Raw genomic sequence first — 19,861 nt, 5'->3', positions numbered from 1 at the left:
TTTATTCTTACTTTATCATATTTACCAACTTCTGTGCGTTCCTTTAAACTTGTCCTGCTGTTTTCGATATAATAGAAGATGAAGAATTTGGAAAGATATAGAATGGAGCCGTTGAGAACGAACAAGACTTATTGGACAATTTTGGGAGAGGAGTACATATGGAAACACAATTCGAACTCGTATTATTATTGTTAGCAATCGCCGCAGGAATTACTGCAGTCGCAAAAAAGTGGAGGCAGCCGTATCCAATTGCCCTGGTCATCATTGGTGTCGTGATCGGTCTGATGCCATACAGTGGATTAGAAGAATTGAAAGAGACATTTGCAGAAGATGAGTTTTTCCACTTTGCGATCATCTCGATCTTTCTACCGACTTTGCTCGGTGAAGCAACACTGAACTTGCCTTTTTCTCATTTAAAAGAAAACAAAATGCCGATTTTGCTGCTAGCAGTCATCGGTACATTGATTACATTCGTCACCGCAGGTTGGATGACCGCTTTGTTTCTCGGGCTCTCCATCCAAGCGGCACTCGTCTTCGCGGCATTGATGGCCCCGACGGATCCCATCAGTGTGCTGTCCATCTTCAAATCGATGGGTGTCAATCACAAGATTTCGACTGTCATGGAAGGTGAAAGTCTGATCAACGACGGTTTGGCTGTCGTCTTGTTCACGATTGCTGCTTATCAGTACGATGTGATCCTCGACGCTGGGACGGGTGGCATCGGCATCGCCTTAGGCGAATTTTTCAAAGTCGTCATCGGAGGTCTACTAGTCGGTGGCGCGTTCGGTTACTTCTTCTCCAGACTGACAACCTTTTTTGATGATTACCCATTAGAAATCGTCTTTTCGATGCTATTGTTCTATGGATCCTTTTTCGTGGCAGAAGCCTTCCATGTTTCCGGGGTGATCGCCGTTGTCATCGGAGGAATCATTTTCGGTAACTTCGGAACCCGCATCGGGATGAGCCCGACAACGAGCCTCAGCATCCGGACCTTTTGGGATGTCGCTTCACTCGTGGCCAACTCTCTCGTCTTTTTGCTCGTAGGTCTCGAAATCACGCGGATGGTCCATTCCGTCAACTGGATTCAAGTACTCATCGCGATCGGAATCGTTGTGCTTGCGAGAAGCATCGCCGTGTACAGCACGATCAGTTTCATCCGCTCCCTGCCGAAAAACTGGAAGCACATTTTCAATTGGGGCGGATTGAAAGGGTCTCTATCACTTGCGCTTGCACTCAGCCTACCCATTGATTTTCCATTTCGTGAAGAGATTCTGATGCTTGCTTTCGGAGTAGTCTTCTTCTCCCTTGTCGTTCAAGGATTAACAATCAAGCCGCTCGTATCCTTATTAGGTGAAAAGGCGACGAAAGAGGAAAAATTGGAGTATGATCGTATTCAAAGCCGAATTTACCGTTATCATTCAGGGCGTAAACAGTTGGAGAGGATGACGGCTGAAGGGACATTGTCGTCCATCGTCTACAATAAATTGGTCGATCAATATGACGGAGAATTGAAGGAATTGAATGAGGAACTGGAACGACTTTATCAACAGGAACCCGAATTGAGAAAAGAATCGACTGCCCGTGCGATCAAACAAGCTCTATATGCAGAGCACGAAGCGCTTGAGCAGTTGGAACGCCGGCATCTTATCTCCAATCAAATAACAGAGGAAGAGAAGCGCTTCATCCGAGATCTTCTCGAACGGGAAGACATGGGTGACCAAGTCGCCCTTCATGAACACAAAAAGGAATGACCCATCCCGGTCATTCCTTTTTTTAGAGTTGCTCAATGAAAGAAGTACGCCATATAAATCTCGTCTTCGTACTCCCCTTTTATGCAAAGCTGATCTTTCTGGGTGCCTTCATGAACGAATCCGTATCGCTCATACAATTTGGAGGCAATTGGATTGTTGGAAAAGACCGTCAACCAAAGCTTATGAAGCCCTTCCGTCTTCCCCCATTCAAGCGTATACTCCATAATTTTCGTCCCGATCCCTTTGCCCTGAGCTTCTTCCGTTATCCAAGTCCGGAAAACGCCACAGTGCCGCTTCATTTCGAGCTCACCTCTCAACACCCTTGCAATACCGACGATATTACCGTCCACTTCAACAACAGCGTACATGTTGTCCGACAGTTTCACATCAGTTATAAAGGAACGCTCCTCTTCGATGGTACGCGTTTTCTCTTTCTGGATGAATGAACGGCTTTTGACAATTGATTCTGCAGCCTGGATGATGTGCTCAGCATCCCGAATGTCAGCTGGTCGAATCGTCACAACACTACCGTCTTTCGCTTCAAATGTATATACATGGGGTTCACGTTTCAACGTCACACTAATCCCTCCTGTCGACAGGTCTAGAAATAGTGTGTCTCAATTTGGAGAGAGTCATGAATCGTAAGCCAACCATATGAATAATTCTTTTGAAATCGTTTGGCAGTCGCTGATCCTGGATTATAAAGGATTATACCGTCCACCTCTTCATGATGAGGAATATGGGAATGTCCAAACACAATGACATCGACTTCCTCTTCTTCGAATGCACGTAAAGCGCGTTTCGGTGTACTTTTTCCTTTTCCGAGATGACCATGAACGAGTCCAATTCGATAACCTTCTATTTCCACAACTTTCTTATGGGGAAGTCGCTCCTGCAGTTCATCGGAATCCACATTTCCATACACCGCTTCGACTGGTGCATATTTCATCAACTCTTCCAAAACACTTGAATCCATGAAATCTCCTGCATGTAAAATCAGGTCTGCTTTTTCCATCTCTGTTAAAAGAACTTCTGGGAAAGGTTTCCCAGAAGTTCGTAAATGCGTATCCGCTAACAGGAGGATTTTTTTCATGAAGCATCACTTCCTGTTTCACTGAAATTGTCTTATTTCACTCGTTGCTTGTAAGAACGGTGAGAACGGTTCTGTCTGCCGCCACCAGAACGGCTGTTCTGAGGTCGGTTACCGCCGCCACGCTTTGGAGGACGTCCACCTTTTCCTTTATGCTTGTTGTAAGGTCGACCGCCGCCACCTTTATTGGATTTTTTCTTGGAATCCAACGGCTTGATCGGTGTGATGTCAACTGGCGTCTTATCCGGCTCTTTCGTATAACCTTTAAGTGCTGCAGCTACCAAATCACGAGGATTATATTGGGAAAGCAGTTCATCTGCAACAGCATGATATGATTCAAGATCATCATTTTTGATGGTATTCGTCAGTTGATCCGCAGCCATACGTTGTTGACCTTCCAGGGCATCATCCGTTGTAGGGATCGTCATTTGTTCCATGCGCTTCTTCGTGATCTGTTCGATCGTCTTCAAGTGATCGAATTCACGAGATGTCATGAATGTGATTGCCACTCCTGTTTTACCAGCACGACCTGTACGACCGATTCGGTGTACATAGCTTTCTGGATCTTGAGGAATGTCGAAGTTGTAGACGTGTGTCACGCCACTGATGTCGATACCACGAGCTGCAACGTCTGTCGCAACGAGGATGTCCACACGATTTGTACGGAATTTCTTCATGACACGGTCACGTTTTTGCTGAGAAAGATCACCATGGATACCGTCCGCAGAGTACCCACGTTTGTTCAATGCATCCGTCACTTCGTCTACACGTTTTTTCGTACGACCGAAAATGATGGCAAGTTCAGGTGCTTGGATATCCAACAAACGGCAAAGGACATCGAATTTCTCTTTTTCATGGACCTTCACATAACGTTGGTCGATTTTCGTAACCGTCATTTCACTTGCTTTCACTTGGACGATTTCGCGGTCCTTTTTCATGAATTGGTTCGCAAGTGATTGAATCGCTTTTGGCATAGTTGCAGAGAACAACATCGTTTGATGTTCTTCTGGAATTTGACCAAGGATCGCTTTGATATCATCAATGAATCCCATGTTCAACATTTCATCCGCTTCATCGAGGATGACGGTTTTCAATTCGCCAAGGCGGATCGTCTTACGGTTCAAGTGGTCTAAAAGACGACCAGGTGTACCTACAAGAATTTGTGGTTTTTTCTTCAATGCTTTGATTTGCAATCCGATGTGCTGACCACCGTAAATCGGTAGCGTACGAATACGCTTATGGTGTCCGATTTTGTTAAGCTCTTCAGCAACTTGGATCGCAAGTTCACGTGTCGGTGTTACGATCAATGATTGGACACCTGTTTCTTCCTTATCGATTGCTTCGATAATCGGGATACCGAATGCGGCAGTCTTTCCTGTACCCGTTTGAGCTTGCCCGATCAAATCTTTCCCTTTGATTGCTACAGGGATGGCATCTCTCTGGATTGGTGTCGGTTCTTCAAATCCCATGTCATTAATCGCTTTTAACGTACGTGCTTCAATTCCTAAATCTTTAAATGTTGTCAAATCATCTAACTCCTTTTTTAAATAAGGCAGCGTTAGCATGTCATGTTGACGTTCGGCTCTACCGTCAACCAAAAATTCCTCACCTTTGAGGATATTTGTCATCAAAATCTATATGTTTTCAATAAGTAACTAACAATGCCTTTCCTAATACCATTACTCTTATTATTGAAAGTTCCACAGCTTCCAATACCGTAAACCAAAACATGCCATAAGACATACAAAAGCACTTCCCGTTTCCGGAAGTGCCTCACTACGTTTACGATTTAATATGAGCTACCGGTTATTGAATTCAAATTAAAATATACCATGGTTAATGAAGAAACACAAGAAATCAATTTTCTACACTTTGATTTTGTTGAATACGTTGATTGAATTTCTCTTGAAGCTTCTTCGTTACAGGACCCGGTTGGCCATCGCCAACCTGTTTTCCATCGATCGTGACGACGGGCGAAACCTCCATAGTGGTACTCGTGATGATGACTTCATCAGCATTCATCAGATCATCCCTCGTGAATGTTTTTTCTTTTACGTTAATAGCCGATTGTTTCGCGAGTTCAAGCAACACATTCCTTGTGATGCCATTCAAAATATAATTGTTCGCTGGGTGTGTGAACAATTCACCATTTTTGATGATGAACACATTGGAAGAACTACCTTCCGTCACGATCCCATCCCGAATCAGGATCGCTTCATCACAGCCCGCTTCCTTCGCCTTTTGTTTACTCAATACATTTCCAAGCAAATTCAAACTCTTGATATCACAACGTAACCAGCGAATATCTTCTGTTGTGATGACTGAAATGCCTTCCTTCATTTTATTGAGAGGACGTGGCGCTTCTTTCGTATAAGCGACAAGGATACCGCTTGCATGATCCGGAAAATGGTGCGTGCGCTCTGCTACTCCTCGTGTGATCTGTAAATACACTTGACCGTCTTTGATCGAATTGGCAACAGCCAGTTCCATTAGTCGTTCTTTCAGGACTTCTAACGAGAAGGGAAGCTGCATTTGGATTTCATTGGCACTCCGTTGCAGTCGCACCAAATGTTCATCCATTCCGAAGAACTGTCCATCATAAATTCGGATGACTTCATAAATGCCATCTCCGAATTGATATCCTCTGTCTTCCATTTCAATATGTAGTTTGGACTGCTCCATCAGTTGATCTTGTACTAGGATCATTTCCGTTCCCCTCCGTTTTTTATACAGTATAATATTCAACCCACTTCACAAGCTAAAAGAAGTTCTTTCAGTACGTAAAAAATGTTCTTTCAAGTATACAACATTTCAGTTAATAGGTGGTCTATTTATGGACGGAAATTGGCTCTCCATTATACCTTTTTTGCTGGTCATACCGATTGCGATGATGACCAAACAAGTCCTTCCAGGGATTCTCGTCGGTTTGATAGCCGGAGCATACTTGATGAATCCTTCTGTCATCGGAGGAATTGAAACGATGTTGACCTATCTGGTCACTGCTCTCGTTGATAAGAATAACATCAAGATCATCGTTTTCCTGTACGTGTTTTCCGGACTCGTCGGTATGATCAAGATCGCAGGTGGGATCAAGGGCTTCGTCGAAGCTGCGTCTGAAAGGGTCGATACTAAAAAGGAAGCTATACTCCTAACATATGTCTCAACCCTCGGAACATTCAGTGCACCAAGCTTCCGTTTTGTCACCATCGGACCCATCATGCGCGCCTTGATGAAGCGAGTGAGCATGACGAAAAAAGAGCTTGGATTCGTGATTGAAACGACGACCACTCCCATCATCGTCCTCATACCGATCGCCACAGCCTTCGTCGGTTATATGGTGTCGGTCATCGAGCTCGGTTTGCACAACCAACAATTAGAGGGTGACCCTTATTCTTTGTTCATCCAGAGTATCCCTTTCAATTTTTTCGCAATTGCCATTTTCCTTGTGGGGATTTACTTGAGCTTTTTCCATCATTCATCTGATGGTGAACAGGAGCAACCAGCTGATGAAGGTGACGAAGATGATTGGCACAACTGTGATCCGGCCGTTTCCCTTGATCTTCCTTCAAAGCCGGTCAATTTGTTGTTGCCCCTGTTTCTTGTCATCGTATTGACGCTAGCTCTCACATGGTACGACGGAGCTCAGCAAGGCTATGGCTTCTTCCAGGCTTTCATCAAGGCGAACGTCTTGGATGCGATGGTCATTGCACTATTGATCACCACACTCTTGACCGTCTTTTTGTTCCTGTTCCAGAAATTCGAGCTGAAGATATTGATTGAGAGCTTCGTTTTTGGTGGAAACAATTTGATGTCGGTCATCCTTTTGTTATCTGTCATCTGGGGATTGGCTTCTGTTACAGAGGATCTCGGGTTTTCTTCGTTCATCACGGAAAATGCCAGCTGGATTCCACCGATCCTCGTGCCCCCGATTCTGTTCTTATTCGGTTGCGCAGTATCCTATTTCATTGGTTCTGCTTGGGGAACATGGGGAATCCTCATGCCCCTCGGTATATCCATGGCAGCTCTCGCTGACGTTTCCTTGCCACTTGTGATCGGTGCTGTTTTTGCAAGTGGTACATTCGGTTCGTTCGCTTCTCCCTTGAGTGATGATATCAATACCGTTAGCCGAATTTTGAACCTCCAGGTGATGGAGTATGCTCGTTTCAAATTGAAAGCTGCTCTCATTGCAGTTGGCATTTCAGCCCTTCTATACGCTGGGATTACATTCATCTTATAAATCTTTTTTCTAAAAAGCGAGCATCCTGGAACGGAAATCAACGACGATCAAGAGCAACAAAGTTTGCGAAAACAGCCTAATAAAAAACCTGAGAATCTCATTCATAATGGGTTCACTTGTGAGGTGCATAACGCAAAATCACAGACTAAATCACAAGGTATAACACATACTTCTAGAGTCCACTCTTGAGTCTTAATGGAACCAGTTACTTATTCAGCAAGTGCACCTGATAATTGATGAAGAATGACTAATTCATAAATCTAACGGACATTGAGGACCTTATTTCTATACATTATTCACTTTTACTAAACCTAACGGACATATGGTACCTTATTTGGGCCAAAATCATTAAAAACCATATACTTTTTAAAGAATAGCGTCTCTGATGTCCGTTTGCACCCCGAAAGGAGCGTTTTTGTCACAAATAACGGATCTCCTGTCCGTACAACACAAATCACATCTAAATTCACAGCCCTCCAATAATTGTTTCAGCCCTTGTGAAATGGTATGTGAATTCATATGTAAATTAGGCACAAAAGTTTAGGGAAGGGCTGATATAACAATAAAAAACGCACTGTGAATTCCAATGTGAAATCCAGTGCGTTTCTCTTTGAGATTTACTTGTTTGCACCTCTGAAATAAACCTGTTAATCTCATTCATCCTCAGGTAAATTTAAATACTCCTGTATCCGATTTGCCATCTTCACGTACCCTTTTTGGTTCGGATGCAGTTTGTCATTCGCAAACAGTTCGTCACTGTCTTCTTCAATGAAGATATCGTCGACTGGAATGTATTGCGTATTATCATTGATATCTGCAACTAATTCCGCAGTTTTGTTCCAATCTTCGATGACACCGTCGATCTCTTTGATATCCTGGAAGAAGTTATGGAAAGGGTTGAACATTCCGATTAAATACACATTGGCATCCGGATTCAATGCCCTGATCGTCTGGACGATGACGAACAGGTTTTTCCTATATCTCACCTTCCCGGTTTCAAACAAGTCCATATTCAGACTGAAAAAGTTGTACTCCACGATATTCAATATATCATTGCCACCGATGGTGATGAATATGTGATCCGCCTTTTCAATATGCTCGCGGACGTTCTCCTCATCGACTTTCGGTACGAGTTTTTTACTAGGTAGTCCATGGATTCCGAAGTTCTTCAGACTAACGCTCTCCTCAGATTGTTCTTGGATGTATTGAGAAACGGGATGGATATAACCACCTTTCGTCTTGTCTCCTGATCCTTTCGTCAAAGAATCCCCTAGTCCTACAATATGGACATCCTCTATGACGGATTCCGTTACTTCTTCTTCCTTCTTATCGTCCTTCTTATCCTCTTTCTTTTCCTCTTCCGGCTTCTCTTCTTCAGTCTTCTCTTCTTCTGGTGGTTCGTTTACGATCGGACCGATTACCGGATCGGATTCTGGTTCCTCTTCCGGGTTGTTTATGAATAAAAGAAGACCGATAATAGCTACCAGAGGGACAAGGACCAGGAATATCCATTTTTTCATACTCATAAAATCCCCTCGATCTATGGAAATCTTTCTGTGATTTATGCTTTAAATTACCTTATGAACGGGAATATAAACCGTAGTACATTGTGATTGCAAATCGGTTGCATTCCCGATAGGCTGTTGATACAGTTATTGCATCCGAATCAGATGATGTATTGTAATTTCGATAAATGGATAAGGAGGATCGACAATGGATTTCTCAATTACAAAACCTGCCGTTCAATGGTTCATCAATGAACTAGACTTATCAGAAGGTGATCACGTCAGATTCTTCGCACGAGTAGGCGGTTGTAGTACCGTTCAGTCAGGTTATTCCTTGGGTATTTCAAAAGAAAACCCATTCGAACCTGCGAAAACATTCGAATCCGATGGTGTTACTTTCTTCATTGAAGACAAAGACCTTTGGTATTTCAACGATCATGATTTGAAGATCAAGTATAGCCGTAAATACGATGAAATATCTTACGAATATACGGAACAAGATTAACGCAAACTCTACATGCACATACTCCCGCGGGGAAAAATTCTCACTTTACCGCGGGAAGGGCATGTCGCAACCACAATCCCCTCACACCGATCAACCATCCAATTTGAATCTTTCAATCTGCTCCCATTGATTTTCTGCTTTCAGCACTTTCAATTGCCGTTCCCCCACTAGATCAAAATGAGGAAAGTCCCATCGGTAGTCAACCCACTCTTTTTTCAACCCATAGCGTTGTCCCCATTCGAACAACTTCTGAAGATCCTTGCATCCTACTTTTGTGACTGTATTGCAGTCCGGAAACCGCTCATCTATCCAATAATGCGTCAGAAAAGCAATTTGATTTTGATTTACTTTCTCTTTCCATGACTGCAACTCATCTCTTTTTATCCCAAATGCCATTCCGTTCGTTACCTTTCTTGTTGTAAAGGCTTCATTGCTTCCTTATATGCCTTATGCCAATCTGGAAGGACCTTTTTCATGATCAATGGTTTGAATGTTTCCTTATCTACAAGTACATGTGAAGATGTGCCTGTTATGCACAGTTCATCTTGTTCATTATAAATTTCGTAGCCGTAAATGGCACGGAGACCCGTATAATCATCCAGCCACGTTTTGATCGTAGCCGTATCACCATAACGGAACGGTTTCTTGTAAGAAATATTGATATCCGTAACAGGTGCAAGTACACCATCCTCTTCCATTTTCGGATAACTGAAACCGAGTTCTTTGATGAAGCGTGTCCGACCTAGCTCGAACCAGACAAGGTAATTGGCATGATGGACAACTCCCATTTGATCCGTTTCCGCATATCGGACTTCTATTTCAGTATGTGTTACATGCACGATATCATCCCCTATTTCACTTCTAGTATCGCTTTTTCGAAATCGATCTGTTTCAACTGTTTGAGTGAATTTTCGTCCAAGTCCTCGCTCGCTTTCATAATACGATGTGCTTGGAGCTGGATTGCGGTATCGATTAAATCTGTCGCAAAACGACCATTCCCATCGATGTCTATTTCTTGGAGGCGTTTCAGCAAGTAGTCCTTTGTGGACGCCTCCCACGAATAACCGTAACGATCGGAATACCTTTCCATGATTTCAATCAATTGTTCCACCGTATAATCTTCGAAATGGAAAAACTTCTTGAACCGTGAAGAGAGTCCAGGATTACTGTTGAGCAGCTGCTCGGTTTCTTTCGGATAACCGGCTAAAATGACGACAAGATTTTCATTATGCTTCGTCATTTCTTCAACCATCGTGTTGATTGCTTCTTTTCCGAAGTCTGCACCTTGACCTGTGTAAAGAGAATACGCTTCATCGATGAACAACACCCCTCCAAGCGCTTCTCTCACTTTCTTTCGGGTTTTGATCGCGGTTTGACCCGTATAGCCGGCTACTAGATCGGAACGGCCAGCTACGATGAGATGTCCCCGCTTTAAAAATCCTTTCTTTTTTAACAGGTTCGCATAAATAGACGCGACGGTGGTCTTTCCCGTTCCAGGGTTACCGACGAATACGGAATGAAGCTGGATCGGCACGGATGGCAAACCACGGTCCCTTCTCATTTGTTGAACTTCAATGAACGAACTCAGCGATTGCATTTCACTTTTTATCTTTTCCAAGCCGACAAGCTGGTCGAGATGCTCATCTGGATCTTCTTCATAAGTAGACGTGTTGATTTGTACGTCATCTTTTACGATCAACGTCAAATCCTGAGCGGTAAGATCCTGGTCTGCAGGAAGGTTCGCCCCTTTTTGAAAAATGACATCCAGTACGAGGTTCCTTACAGTCCGGGCATTTCCGAATGATTCGTCGACTCTTGCATAGTCGATTTTCTCTTCCATTCTCTTCAGAGCATCAGGAGTGAAAGTATAATCGTTTTCAAAAGCGACCTTTTCGGCAATTTGCAAGAGCTCTTCATTCGAATATTGTGGAAGATAGATGTGATTGCTTTCAGGAAACCGGCTCTGCAAGCCTGGATTCATTTGTAGAAACTGTCTCATCTCTTCCGGATACCCTGCTAGGATGACGGCGAATTGACCCGCATATTCACTATTCGTCATGGCGGACACGAGTGTATCGATCACTGTCTGTCCGTAATCATTACCTGATGCGCCTTCGCGCTTCAACGTATAAGCTTCATCAATGAATAAGACACCACCGACAGCCCGTTGTATCACTTTCATTGTGTTCTCTTCGGTCTGACCGACATACGCGCCTACAAGCTGTGAGCGGTCCACTTCTGTAACTTCGCTTTTCGGGAGAATCCCAAGATCATGATACAATTTAGCGAGAAGACGTGCGATTGTCGTCTTCCCTGTACCCGGGTGTCCTGTCAGAACCATATTCAAGCTCAATTCATCTTTCATTCGATACCCTTTTTGCTGCCGTACCTTTTGGAATTGCAAGAACTGATACAGCTTGTGGACCCGTTCTTTCACTTCATCCATACCGATCATTTCGTTCAACTGCATGAGTGCCGTACTCGAATCATTTTCCCTTTCGGCTTCTTCCAGCCACTTTTCTTGAATCATCTTGAATTCATTTATGAGCTCTTTCATTTCCGATTGAAGAGCAGATGGGTGGAATGATCCGGATAAGGAAGAACGGTATTCATCCGCAACTTCATGAAGACGGCTGAACAAATCGAATAAACGGTCCACTTGTTCGGCTTGTTCTTCTATCGTTTGAATCTTAGACTGTTCATTCAAAACATTTGAAGAATGTCTGCCTTGCTCCACAAGTTGTTTGATGTGGCGCTTTTTACTTTGTACTTCCTCTGAGGTGTAAATGGCATCATCCGCTGCTTTTCGTTTTGCAGGAACATTGTCTGTTTCCCGGATGACCGGCAGGTTGATGGATTGAATCCAATCGTCCAGTTCAATCAAGGCGTAGTTGTATGCCACATCCTGTACGATGACGTCTTGTTCTCCAATTTTCATTGTCAGATCAAGCCGTTGTTTCATGGACGAATCGATACTGTGCGTTCGTTCCATCCTTACCTTAACGATCAAAGCATTCAATTGCGCCATCAATTGATTCAATGTACCTTCGTCTTCGTTCTCCGTCTGTTTCCAGCTTTCAACGGATTGAAGATACTTCAGCAATTCAATCTCCGCATTAGGTGGATATTGTTTTTTTCTATATAAGTCGTTGATTTGTTTCTGAATATCTTGTATTTGTATTCGTTCTGCATTCATTTTCTTTCACCACCTGCATTTCCCAATCGGAATCATTATATCATACGAACAGGGCTACTTTCTGCACTGACGATTGCATAAAGAAAGCTGCCATTCCGTATGGCAGCTCTTTATAAAAGCGGTTTGAGTATCCGTTTGAATACCAGATTACAGACAAACCTTATTCACGATGATTGAAGCATGATCGGAGTCGTATGTTCAACTGATGCTTCACAAGCTTTCCTCAGATTATTCCAATAGGAAACGATCGATTTGTCTTCTTCTTCAGACATCGACATTTCCAACCAACCTAATTCTTCAAGAAGCCTTACAGAAGAACCGATCCATACTTTCTTACTCCCGATCGACATATAGAATGGATCCTCAAAACGGAATGGCAGGTATATGCCCGTGTTGTTCGGGTGTAAGATGATGTGCTGATAAATCGTGCCTTTCGTGAGCTTTGCATAAAGCAAAAGTACGCCATCATTCTTGGCCGTCTTCTTCCTGAAATTTTTCAACGTTTCAAGATCTCCGAGATCGATCGTTGTTATAGGTGAATCCCAATTCAATTGCTCTTTGAAAGGAATGAGATGACCGAGTCTTTGCATATGGATTTCGAGTTTTCTATAAAAAGGATCTTGTTTGTCCCGATTTGTTACATCAAGTGGTTGAATCATTGCTTGTACTGTCATATCTTCCACTTCTCCCCCTTCGTTCTTCAAAAGAATTCGTTTCAGAGAGCAGTTTATAGAGGGTTTCTACAATTTTTAGTCCGTTCAATGATGATTTTTTTGTTGATTGAAAAAAGTGTGCAGCCATTCACTGCACACTTCGGTATCTTATCCTTTTGGAGGAGCATAGTCCGGCTGTTCATCGGACTTGTTGCTCATCTGCTTCCCCTTGTTCCCACCAGCCGGTTTTTGTTGCGTCCCGATGTGGTTCGGAACGAAGTCTTTTGGATGACGTTTAGGATTGCTCAATTCATCAGCCTCCCTTCCGTCTTATCGTTCCCCATTTCAAAAGAAACTTGAAGAAGAAATTTGTAAGAAAATGTACAAAAGAAAAAACAGGATCACTCCTGCTTTTCAGCTGTTTTTCAGATGTCTGTTCTCTAATCGGATTTCAAGCTGTTCCATCGCTTCTTGATCTTTCAATAGCTCTCTTTTGTTTTCGAGTACCAGATCTTTGAAGGATCGCTTTTTGCTCTTTCTCATATGTAACCTCCTCGCACTCTTGACACTATCTTTATTCTTTCCCGCTTTTGGCCTATTTTATTCCAATTATCAGAAAGTTTATATAAAAATGTTGAGTGCCTAGAAGATTACCTGCTAGAAGGTCTAAAGCCTGCTTTCTCCGCTTCTTTTTCAGAACAGAACATCTCTTCAGCTTTCGTCACCTCATAGTAAGCTCCGTCCGGCATATGGTAGATCTTTTCTCCATCTGAATTGATATTCCCTTTGATATCACACGCTGCATTCTCGTTTGTAGAAGATCCTTCCGTTTCACTCTCAGTGTCTGAAAATCCATCAGAGGTTACATAGTTCTCTAAACTCCAAATTCCAACTTCCCGTTTTTGGGCATCCTTCTGGATCGTTTGAAACCGTTCCACATATTTCGTGTTTGGTGGAAAAATGTAAGCGACACGTGCAAGACCTTTTTGTAAAAGCAGTTCATTCAGCATGTTTCCTTCCATGTCGTATGCGTAAGCCAAAATCCGTCCGTATTTATCCCTTTCCGAGACGTCTAACTCTAGCTCCACTTCTTGTCCTGCTAACTTTTCCTTCATGAATTGGCTCGCCTCTTTCCCGTATGGCTGGACGGGTTTATTCGGATGGACCGTTTCGGGTGTATCGATCAGCAAGAGTCGGATCGTTTCTTCCTCCCCTTCATAGTCGACTTTGAACGTATCTCCATCGATCACTTTTGTTACAGAATAAATTCCTTTCTCCGCTGTTTCCGTTTCTGGTAAGGAACAAGCGGACAGAATGATGACAAGTATGACGACAAAGGTCATCCAATTGAAGTATTTCACCTATTCGTTCTCTCCCTTTATGTATGGAAATAGCAGCCCCTCAAAAAGGAGCTGCTATCTATAGTCAAAGACTTATGCGTTTTGAAGTTTATTACGTAGAACCATTTGAAGGATACCACCGTGACGGTAGTAGTCGATTTCAACTTCACTATCGAAACGAGCGACAACTTCGAATTCTTTCTTATTGCCTTCTTCGTCCGTAGCCGTTACTTTCAACATTTGACGAGGTTTCACATTTTCGTCGATGTCGACATCGAATGTTTCTTTACCTGTCAAACCTAGTGATTCAGCGCTGTCTCCATCCTTGAATTGAAGTGGAAGAACACCCATCAAGACAAGGTTACTTCTGTGGATACGCTCGAAGCTTTCAGCGATGACTGTCTTAATGCCGAGAAGGTTTGTACCCTTTGCAGCCCAGTCACGAGAGCTTCCCATTCCGTAGTCCTTACCAGCTAGTACTGCAAGTCCTGTACCATCTTGTTGATACTTCATGCAAGCATCATAGATGTACATTACTTCTTCAGTCGGCCAGTAAGTCGTCCATCCGCCCTCAGTTCCGGGAGCGATCTGGTTCTTAATTCTAATATTTGCAAAAGTACCACGCATCATGACTTCATGGTTACCACGACGGGATCCGTAAGAGTTGAACTCGGATGGCTTCACGCCGTTATCCATCAAGTATTGTCCTGCTGGGCTGTCTTTCGCAATTGCACCTGCTGGTGAGATGTGGTCCGTTGTTACGGAGTCACCAAACTTACCAACTACGCGCATGTTGTCAAGCTTCTCAATCTTACCTGGCTCCTTGGACAAGCCTTGGAAGAATGGAGGGTTTTGGATGTATGTGGAGTCATCATCCCAGCTGTATAGCTCTTCTTCTGTCGTGTCGAGATCGTTCCATTCCTGGTTGTCATCAAATACACGCTCGTATTCTTTCTTGAAGAGTTCAGGTTTTACAGCATGATCCATCGCTTCCTTGATTTCAGCAGTTGTAGGCCATAGATCCTTGAAGTACACTTCATTTCCGTCTTTATCTTTACCGAATGAATCCTTTTGGAGATCAAAGTCGACAGAGCCAGCCAAAGCATAAGCGACGACAAGTGGCGGTGAAGCCAGGTAGTTCGCTTTTACAAGCGGGTGGATACGTCCTTCAAAGTTACGGTTACCGGAAAGAACAGATGAAACGACTAGATCGCTCTTCGCGATGCCCTCTTCGATCTCTTCTGCCAATGGACCGGAGTTACCGATACATGTTGTACAGCCATAACCGACAAGGTTGAAACCAAGCTTATCCATGTAAGGCATTAGACCGGACTCTTCAAGGTAACCAGTAACAACTTTGGATCCCGGTGCCAAACTTGTTTTCACGTATTCAGGTACTTCCAATCCTTTTTCAACCGCTTTTTTCGCGATGAGTCCCGCTCCGAGCATAACACTTGGGTTGGACGTGTTCGTACAACTTGTGATCGCTGCAATCGCAAGGTCACCCGTCTTCATGTTGGAAACTTTACCGTTCGGGTGCTTGATTTCAACAGATTTGTTGATTTCGTCTTTCTCTAGACCGAATCCGCTGTTTCCTGCTGGAGCAACCAACGCACGGTTGAACGCATCTTTCATTTCAGATAGTGGAATCAAGTCTTGAGGACGTTTAGGTCCAGACAAGTTCGGTTCCAATTCAGAAAGATTCACATCTACAACATCTGTGAATTGTGGATCTTCTGTTCCTGGCGTGTAGAACATGCCGTTTGCTTTCGCATACTTTTCAACTAGTTCTACTTGTTCTGGTGAACGTCCAGTCAAACGCATGTAGTTCAATGTTTCATCGTCTACTGGGAAGAATCCGCAAGTCGCACCGTATTCAGGTGCCATGTTGGAAATCGTTGCACGGTCAGCTAATGTCATGTCTGCAAGACCTGGTCCGAAGAACTCGACGAACTTACCGACAACATTCTTTTGACGTAGAACTTGCGTTACCTTAAGTGCAAGGTCTGTTGCAGTTGTTCCTTCAGGCATTTCACCTGTCAACTTCACACCGATGACTTCTGGTACCGGGAAGTAAGATGGCTGGCCGAGCATGCCTGCTTCCGCTTCAATTCCACCAACACCCCAACCGAGTACACCGATTCCGTTGATCATTGTCGTATGAGAGTCCGTTCCGACAAGGGAATCCGGGTATGCTACGTGTTCTCCATCTGCTTCATGAGAACCTACTACAGATGCTAAGTATTCAAGGTTAACCTGGTGGACGATACCTGTTGCTGGTGGCACAGCACGATAGTTGTCGAATGACGTTTGTGCCCAACGCAAGAATTTGTAACGCTCAAGGTTACGTTCGAATTCTCGCTTCATATTGAATTTCAACGCATCGTCTGTACCATATTTGTCAACTTGTACGGAGTGGTCGATAACGAGGTCAACCGGAATTTCAGGGTTGATCTGGTCTGGTGAACCACCCATGTCCGCCATCGCCTTACGAAGAGATGCAAGGTCAACGACTGCAGGAACACCAGTGAAGTCCTGCAAGATGACACGTGAAGGTTTGAAAGGAACATCAATGTCCTTGACGTCTTTCGTTCCCCATTTTGCTAAGTTTTCAACGTGCTCTTTTCCAATCACTCTACCGTCGTATTGACGTAAAACTGATTCTAACAATACCTTAATGGAATAAGGTAGACGGGATGTGTTTCCTACTCCCGCTTGGTCAAGCGCTTTCAAGTCATAATAATGATACGTTTTTCCGTTTGCATCAAATGTCTTTTTAGCATTATAAACATCATTTGTGCTCATGCGAAAAACCTCCTTCTCCTGTCCATGATACATCAATTACTGGAATGCTGTCGAAAGATTACTGTTGCTGTTTCTATTTGTTTTATCCTTCCTTCTACACTAGTGTAGTATAGAGCAGAACATAAGTAAATTTCAATATTTTTATGGATAATCATAAGATTTTCTTATGATTAGGCTGTTTTCGCAAACTTTGTTGCTCTAGTCGTTGATTTCCGTTCCAGGATGCTCGCTTTCCGCGGGGCGTGCGGTGAGCCCACTCGTCGCTTTGCGACATTGAATGGTCTCACCTGTCCCGCTAATCCCGCAGGAGTCTCGCACCTTGCTCTCCAATCACTTTCACAAGGTGATTTTTAAAAATGACTTAGAAGCAAAAATCTTTCAAAAAGAATAACTATGATTAGAAACACTATATTGATTTTTCGATATCTATAAAAGTAATAATGAAGTGTGTATGTTGCTACGCTTTGGAAACACACTATACTCGTGGAGGTGAAATCCATTGGCTAAACCGAAAAGAGGTAAAGTGAACGCATCTTTTTCCGACAAACAGGCCGTACAACAGTCTTCGGAGTTCGATCACGAATTTGCGAACGAACCGTTGACTGCTAATGAACGCCAAAACAATAAGAAACGCAAAAAGAATCAATAATGAGCATATAAAACAGGGTTGTCTGTCGGGACAACCCCTTTACCATTTACACTTTTGTATTAATAAAGATCTTTTCTAAGATTGTACAAATCCTCTTGATATTGCTTCAACTGCACTCGCTGATGCTCACTTGCAACTTCTAAAGCGTTGTCGATCTGTTGCAATGCTTCATTCAATTCCTGAGTGAACATTTGCTCTTTCGTAGCAAAATCAGGATCTGCTGAACTCTCAAGTGCTGCGCCATTCGCTTTGATCGCCTGCTCATAACCTTGTTGAGCCGCCTGGAATGCTTGTTGTTTATCCTTATGATATGGCATGAGAATCCCTCTTCCTTTCATAATGGTCTTTCATTAATATGAAACAGGACAAGCCGATTTATTCCAACAACGTGATGAATATCCTTCCGTACCCTCCTGCATACTAAATTTTAAGGTCTGATATTTAATGGAGGGTTCCGAATGACAGAAAGAAACACATACAAAGACCAGAGGAAAAATGCTCCGAAAGGTGACAATCCAGGGCAACCTGAACCACTTGATGGATCCAAAAAAGTGAAGAAAGCGAATCATACACGCCAAAAGCACGGTGGCCATATCTGATTTTTACGTTCAAAAAAACCGTACGGTGAACCCTAGGAAGGGTCATCTTACGGTTTTTTTACCCATTTATATTGAAATTAAACGAAAATCGTTTCAAAAATTTGCACGAGTTCCTTTTGTTCTTCTAAAGTGACTGTGCGGAAGTCCAAGAAAAACTGTTCGTCCTTTATCCTTCCGATAATCGGGGTCTCCGCTCCACGAAGTTGAACAAACAATTCCTCGCTGGTCAATGTATCATGACGGACTGAAACAACGTACGTCGGGAGCTCGACTTCAGGCATCGTACCTCCACCGATTTTAGAGACACTTTCCTGTATGCTGAAGGACACGTTCTCTAATCCGCTGACTTGATCAATGAAATGTTGTGCCTGGGTCTTGATCTCCTCAGCAGTACGCAAAATATCTCGGACAGTCGGTATCTCTTCTAACTGATCATATTTATACGATAAAAGAGTCGCTTCCAATGCAGCCAAGGTGAACTTGTCGACTCTTAGCACTCTCGCTAATTGATGCTTCTTCAGCTTCCGAATCAGTGAAGCTTTTCCAGCGATAATGCCACATTGTGGACCACCTAGCAGTTTGTCCCCGCTGAACGTGACGACGTCGACACCTGTTCCTACGACTTTTTTTACAACTGGTTCGTCCCCTATTCCTTGTTGCTCGAAATCATAAAGGGCCCCACTCCCTAAATCTTCATAAGTGAGTACTCCTTCGTGTTCAACAGCCACATCCACCAATTCTCTGGTTGAAACAGAATCTGTAAACCCGACGACCTTAAAATTGGATGTATGGACCTTCATGAGCATGGCCGTCGTCTCATCAATGGCATCCTCATAATCGTGGCGATGCGTCTTGTTCGTAGTGCCGACTTCTTTCAGTTCTGCACCACTCTCTTCCATTATAGAGGATACACGGAATGAACCACCGATCTCGACGAGTTCACCCCTTGAAACCACGACTGACCGATCTTTAGCCAAAGCACGGAGTACAAGGTATACAGCAGCTGCATTATTGTTGACGACCATAGCCGCTTCCGCACCAGTGATCTCCTGTAGCACGTCCTCTACCAAATCATGACGGGAACCGCGCTTTCCCTCCTCGATCTTATATTCGAGGTTGGAATAATGCTTAGCTACATTCGTCATCTGTCGAAGAGCTTTTTCACTCAGTCGGGAACGTCCCAGATTTGTATGGATGACCACCCCTGTTGCGTTGATGACCGAACGCAGATTATATGTAGAATCCGATGATACTTTTTGGTCCAATTCATCAAAAATGTAATCCAACATACTGTTCTTGGTTTCAAAGCCTAACGCTTCTCCATCGAGAATCCGTTTTCGGATCGAACTCAAGATTTCTTGTGTGATGGTAGTCAAGCCCTCTGACGAGTACTCACTCTTACTCAGGATATCTTCAAACCGGCTGTCTGACTGTATAAGGTGGACTGCAGGTAGCAGTCGCAATTGTTCGTTCAACATCGTTCACTCCTCTGAAGGCGTAAGAACACCTCCAGGGAAAGCCTCAGGAGGTG

The 19,861-nt window shown here is 43.5% G+C and carries 20 protein-coding genes; 5 read left to right on the top strand and 15 right to left on the bottom strand.

Annotated elements, in window-relative coordinates; all coding sequences use genetic code 11:
* Window positions 1–158 precede the first annotated feature (158 nt).
* On the top strand, window positions 159–1,751 hold the full coding sequence (locus ACSVDE_RS06270) for a Na+/H+ antiporter (protein WP_439300076.1): 1,593 nt from the start codon (window positions 159–161) through the stop codon (window positions 1,749–1,751).
* A 32-nt stretch (window positions 1,752–1,783) separates the two neighbouring features.
* Here ACSVDE_RS06270 and ACSVDE_RS06265 read toward each other — a convergent pair whose 3' ends face one another.
* The 4 genes from ACSVDE_RS06265 to dat form a co-directional block, all read right to left on the bottom strand.
* Window positions 1,784–2,329: a GNAT family N-acetyltransferase gene (locus ACSVDE_RS06265; RefSeq protein ID WP_439300075.1), complete on the bottom strand. Its 546-nt coding sequence runs from the start codon at window positions 2,327–2,329 to the stop codon at window positions 1,784–1,786.
* Between the two features lie 23 nt (window positions 2,330–2,352).
* A complete protein-coding gene (locus ACSVDE_RS06260) occupies window positions 2,353–2,844 on the bottom strand; it encodes a metallophosphoesterase family protein (RefSeq protein ID WP_439300074.1) in 492 nt (163 codons plus the stop codon).
* A gap of 32 nt (window positions 2,845–2,876) precedes the next feature.
* Window positions 2,877–4,367, bottom strand: a complete 1,491-nt coding sequence (locus tag ACSVDE_RS06255; RefSeq protein ID WP_439300073.1) for a DEAD/DEAH box helicase — start codon at window positions 4,365–4,367, stop codon at window positions 2,877–2,879.
* 331 nt (window positions 4,368–4,698) lie between these two features.
* A complete protein-coding gene (gene dat, locus ACSVDE_RS06250) occupies window positions 4,699–5,547 on the bottom strand; it encodes a D-amino-acid transaminase (protein WP_439300072.1) in 849 nt (282 codons plus the stop codon).
* A gap of 127 nt (window positions 5,548–5,674) precedes the next feature.
* Here dat and ACSVDE_RS06245 point away from each other — a divergent pair, with 127 nt between their 5' ends.
* Window positions 5,675–7,078, top strand: a complete 1,404-nt coding sequence (locus ACSVDE_RS06245) for a Na+/H+ antiporter NhaC family protein (RefSeq protein WP_439300071.1) — start codon at window positions 5,675–5,677, stop codon at window positions 7,076–7,078.
* A gap of 653 nt (window positions 7,079–7,731) precedes the next feature.
* On the opposite strand, the gene ACSVDE_RS06240 is transcribed toward ACSVDE_RS06245, so the two are convergent.
* Window positions 7,732–8,598: a GDSL-type esterase/lipase family protein gene (locus tag ACSVDE_RS06240; RefSeq protein WP_439300070.1), complete on the bottom strand. Its 867-nt coding sequence runs from the start codon at window positions 8,596–8,598 to the stop codon at window positions 7,732–7,734.
* Window positions 8,599–8,791: 193 nt separating this feature from the next.
* Between ACSVDE_RS06240 and ACSVDE_RS06235 the strand changes: the two genes are divergently transcribed.
* On the top strand, window positions 8,792–9,088 hold the full coding sequence (locus tag ACSVDE_RS06235; RefSeq protein WP_439300069.1) for a HesB/YadR/YfhF family protein: 297 nt from the start codon (window positions 8,792–8,794) through the stop codon (window positions 9,086–9,088).
* 90 nt (window positions 9,089–9,178) lie between these two features.
* On the opposite strand, the gene ACSVDE_RS06230 is transcribed toward ACSVDE_RS06235, so the two are convergent.
* The 8 genes from ACSVDE_RS06230 to acnA all read right to left on the bottom strand — a co-directional run bounded on the left by ACSVDE_RS06230 (window position 9,179) and on the right by acnA (window position 17,082).
* Window positions 9,179–9,484, bottom strand: a complete 306-nt coding sequence (locus tag ACSVDE_RS06230; RefSeq protein WP_439300068.1) for a hypothetical protein — start codon at window positions 9,482–9,484, stop codon at window positions 9,179–9,181.
* 8 nt (window positions 9,485–9,492) lie between these two features.
* Window positions 9,493–9,927, bottom strand: a complete 435-nt coding sequence (locus tag ACSVDE_RS06225; protein ID WP_439300067.1) for an acyl-CoA thioesterase — start codon at window positions 9,925–9,927, stop codon at window positions 9,493–9,495.
* 11 nt (window positions 9,928–9,938) lie between these two features.
* Entirely contained in the window at window positions 9,939–12,284 is a 2,346-nt protein-coding gene (locus ACSVDE_RS06220) for an AAA family ATPase (RefSeq protein ID WP_439300066.1), read from the bottom strand.
* Window positions 12,285–12,448: 164 nt separating this feature from the next.
* Window positions 12,449–12,958: a hypothetical protein gene (locus ACSVDE_RS06215; protein WP_439300065.1), complete on the bottom strand. Its 510-nt coding sequence runs from the start codon at window positions 12,956–12,958 to the stop codon at window positions 12,449–12,451.
* A 147-nt stretch (window positions 12,959–13,105) separates the two neighbouring features.
* Window positions 13,106–13,246 (bottom strand): acid-soluble spore protein N, encoded by a 141-nt coding sequence (locus ACSVDE_RS06210; protein ID WP_439300064.1) that lies wholly within the window; start codon window positions 13,244–13,246, stop codon window positions 13,106–13,108.
* A gap of 105 nt (window positions 13,247–13,351) precedes the next feature.
* Window positions 13,352–13,480 (bottom strand): FbpB family small basic protein, encoded by a 129-nt coding sequence (locus ACSVDE_RS06205; protein WP_439300063.1) that lies wholly within the window; start codon window positions 13,478–13,480, stop codon window positions 13,352–13,354.
* Between the two features lie 107 nt (window positions 13,481–13,587).
* Window positions 13,588–14,298 (bottom strand): thermonuclease family protein, encoded by a 711-nt coding sequence (locus ACSVDE_RS06200; RefSeq protein ID WP_439300062.1) that lies wholly within the window; start codon window positions 14,296–14,298, stop codon window positions 13,588–13,590.
* Between the two features lie 72 nt (window positions 14,299–14,370).
* Entirely contained in the window at window positions 14,371–17,082 is a 2,712-nt protein-coding gene (gene acnA, locus ACSVDE_RS06195) for an aconitate hydratase AcnA (protein ID WP_439300061.1), read from the bottom strand.
* Between the two features lie 499 nt (window positions 17,083–17,581).
* On the opposite strand from acnA, the gene sspO reads away from it, so the two are divergent.
* On the top strand, window positions 17,582–17,731 hold the full coding sequence (gene sspO, locus ACSVDE_RS06190; RefSeq protein ID WP_439300060.1) for a small acid-soluble spore protein O: 150 nt from the start codon (window positions 17,582–17,584) through the stop codon (window positions 17,729–17,731).
* Window positions 17,732–17,790: 59 nt separating this feature from the next.
* Here sspO and ACSVDE_RS06185 read toward each other — a convergent pair whose 3' ends face one another.
* Window positions 17,791–18,048: a hypothetical protein gene (locus tag ACSVDE_RS06185; protein WP_226550110.1), complete on the bottom strand. Its 258-nt coding sequence runs from the start codon at window positions 18,046–18,048 to the stop codon at window positions 17,791–17,793.
* A 141-nt stretch (window positions 18,049–18,189) separates the two neighbouring features.
* On the opposite strand from ACSVDE_RS06185, the gene ACSVDE_RS06180 reads away from it, so the two are divergent.
* A complete protein-coding gene (locus ACSVDE_RS06180; protein ID WP_439300059.1) occupies window positions 18,190–18,330 on the top strand; it encodes a small acid-soluble spore protein P in 141 nt (46 codons plus the stop codon).
* A 77-nt stretch (window positions 18,331–18,407) separates the two neighbouring features.
* On the opposite strand, the gene selA is transcribed toward ACSVDE_RS06180, so the two are convergent.
* Complete coding sequence (selA, locus tag ACSVDE_RS06175) at window positions 18,408–19,808, bottom strand: L-seryl-tRNA(Sec) selenium transferase (RefSeq protein WP_439300058.1); 1,401 nt, start codon at window positions 19,806–19,808, stop codon at window positions 18,408–18,410.
* Window positions 19,809–19,861: the final 53 nt, after the last annotated feature.

It is taken from the genome of Pseudalkalibacillus sp. Hm43 (assembly GCF_051842935.1).
Lineage (GTDB): Bacteria > Bacillota > Bacilli > Bacillales > Fictibacillaceae > Pseudalkalibacillus.
The sequence above is the reverse complement of the archived record's forward strand: the minus strand, read 5'-3'. Positions and strand labels throughout refer to the sequence as shown.

Excerpts from the sequence above, each read along its gene's own strand:
- selA (WP_439300058.1), bottom strand. The coding sequence starts at position 19,808 with ATGTTGAACGAACAATTGCGACTGCTACCTGCAGTCCACCTTATACAG.
- ACSVDE_RS06220 (WP_439300066.1), bottom strand. The coding sequence starts at position 12,284 with ATGAATGCAGAACGAATACAAATACAAGATATTCAGAAACAAATCAAC.
- ACSVDE_RS06185 (WP_226550110.1), bottom strand. The coding sequence starts at position 18,048 with ATGCCATATCATAAGGATAAACAACAAGCATTCCAGGCGGCTCAACAA.
- ACSVDE_RS06245 (WP_439300071.1), top strand. The coding sequence starts at position 5,675 with ATGGACGGAAATTGGCTCTCCATTATACCTTTTTTGCTGGTCATACCG.
- ACSVDE_RS06260 (WP_439300074.1), bottom strand. The coding sequence starts at position 2,844 with ATGAAAAAAATCCTCCTGTTAGCGGATACGCATTTACGAACTTCTGGG.
- dat (WP_439300072.1), bottom strand. The coding sequence starts at position 5,547 with ATGATCCTAGTACAAGATCAACTGATGGAGCAGTCCAAACTACATATT.
- ACSVDE_RS06240 (WP_439300070.1), bottom strand. The coding sequence starts at position 8,598 with ATGAAAAAATGGATATTCCTGGTCCTTGTCCCTCTGGTAGCTATTATC.
- ACSVDE_RS06215 (WP_439300065.1), bottom strand. The coding sequence starts at position 12,958 with ATGACAGTACAAGCAATGATTCAACCACTTGATGTAACAAATCGGGAC.
- ACSVDE_RS06235 (WP_439300069.1), top strand. The coding sequence starts at position 8,792 with ATGGATTTCTCAATTACAAAACCTGCCGTTCAATGGTTCATCAATGAA.
- ACSVDE_RS06180 (WP_439300059.1), top strand. The coding sequence starts at position 18,190 with ATGACAGAAAGAAACACATACAAAGACCAGAGGAAAAATGCTCCGAAA.
- ACSVDE_RS06270 (WP_439300076.1), top strand. The coding sequence starts at position 159 with ATGGAAACACAATTCGAACTCGTATTATTATTGTTAGCAATCGCCGCA.
- ACSVDE_RS06205 (WP_439300063.1), bottom strand. The coding sequence starts at position 13,480 with ATGAGAAAGAGCAAAAAGCGATCCTTCAAAGATCTGGTACTCGAAAAC.
- acnA (WP_439300061.1), bottom strand. The coding sequence starts at position 17,082 with ATGAGCACAAATGATGTTTATAATGCTAAAAAGACATTTGATGCAAAC.
- ACSVDE_RS06230 (WP_439300068.1), bottom strand. The coding sequence starts at position 9,484 with ATGGCATTTGGGATAAAAAGAGATGAGTTGCAGTCATGGAAAGAGAAA.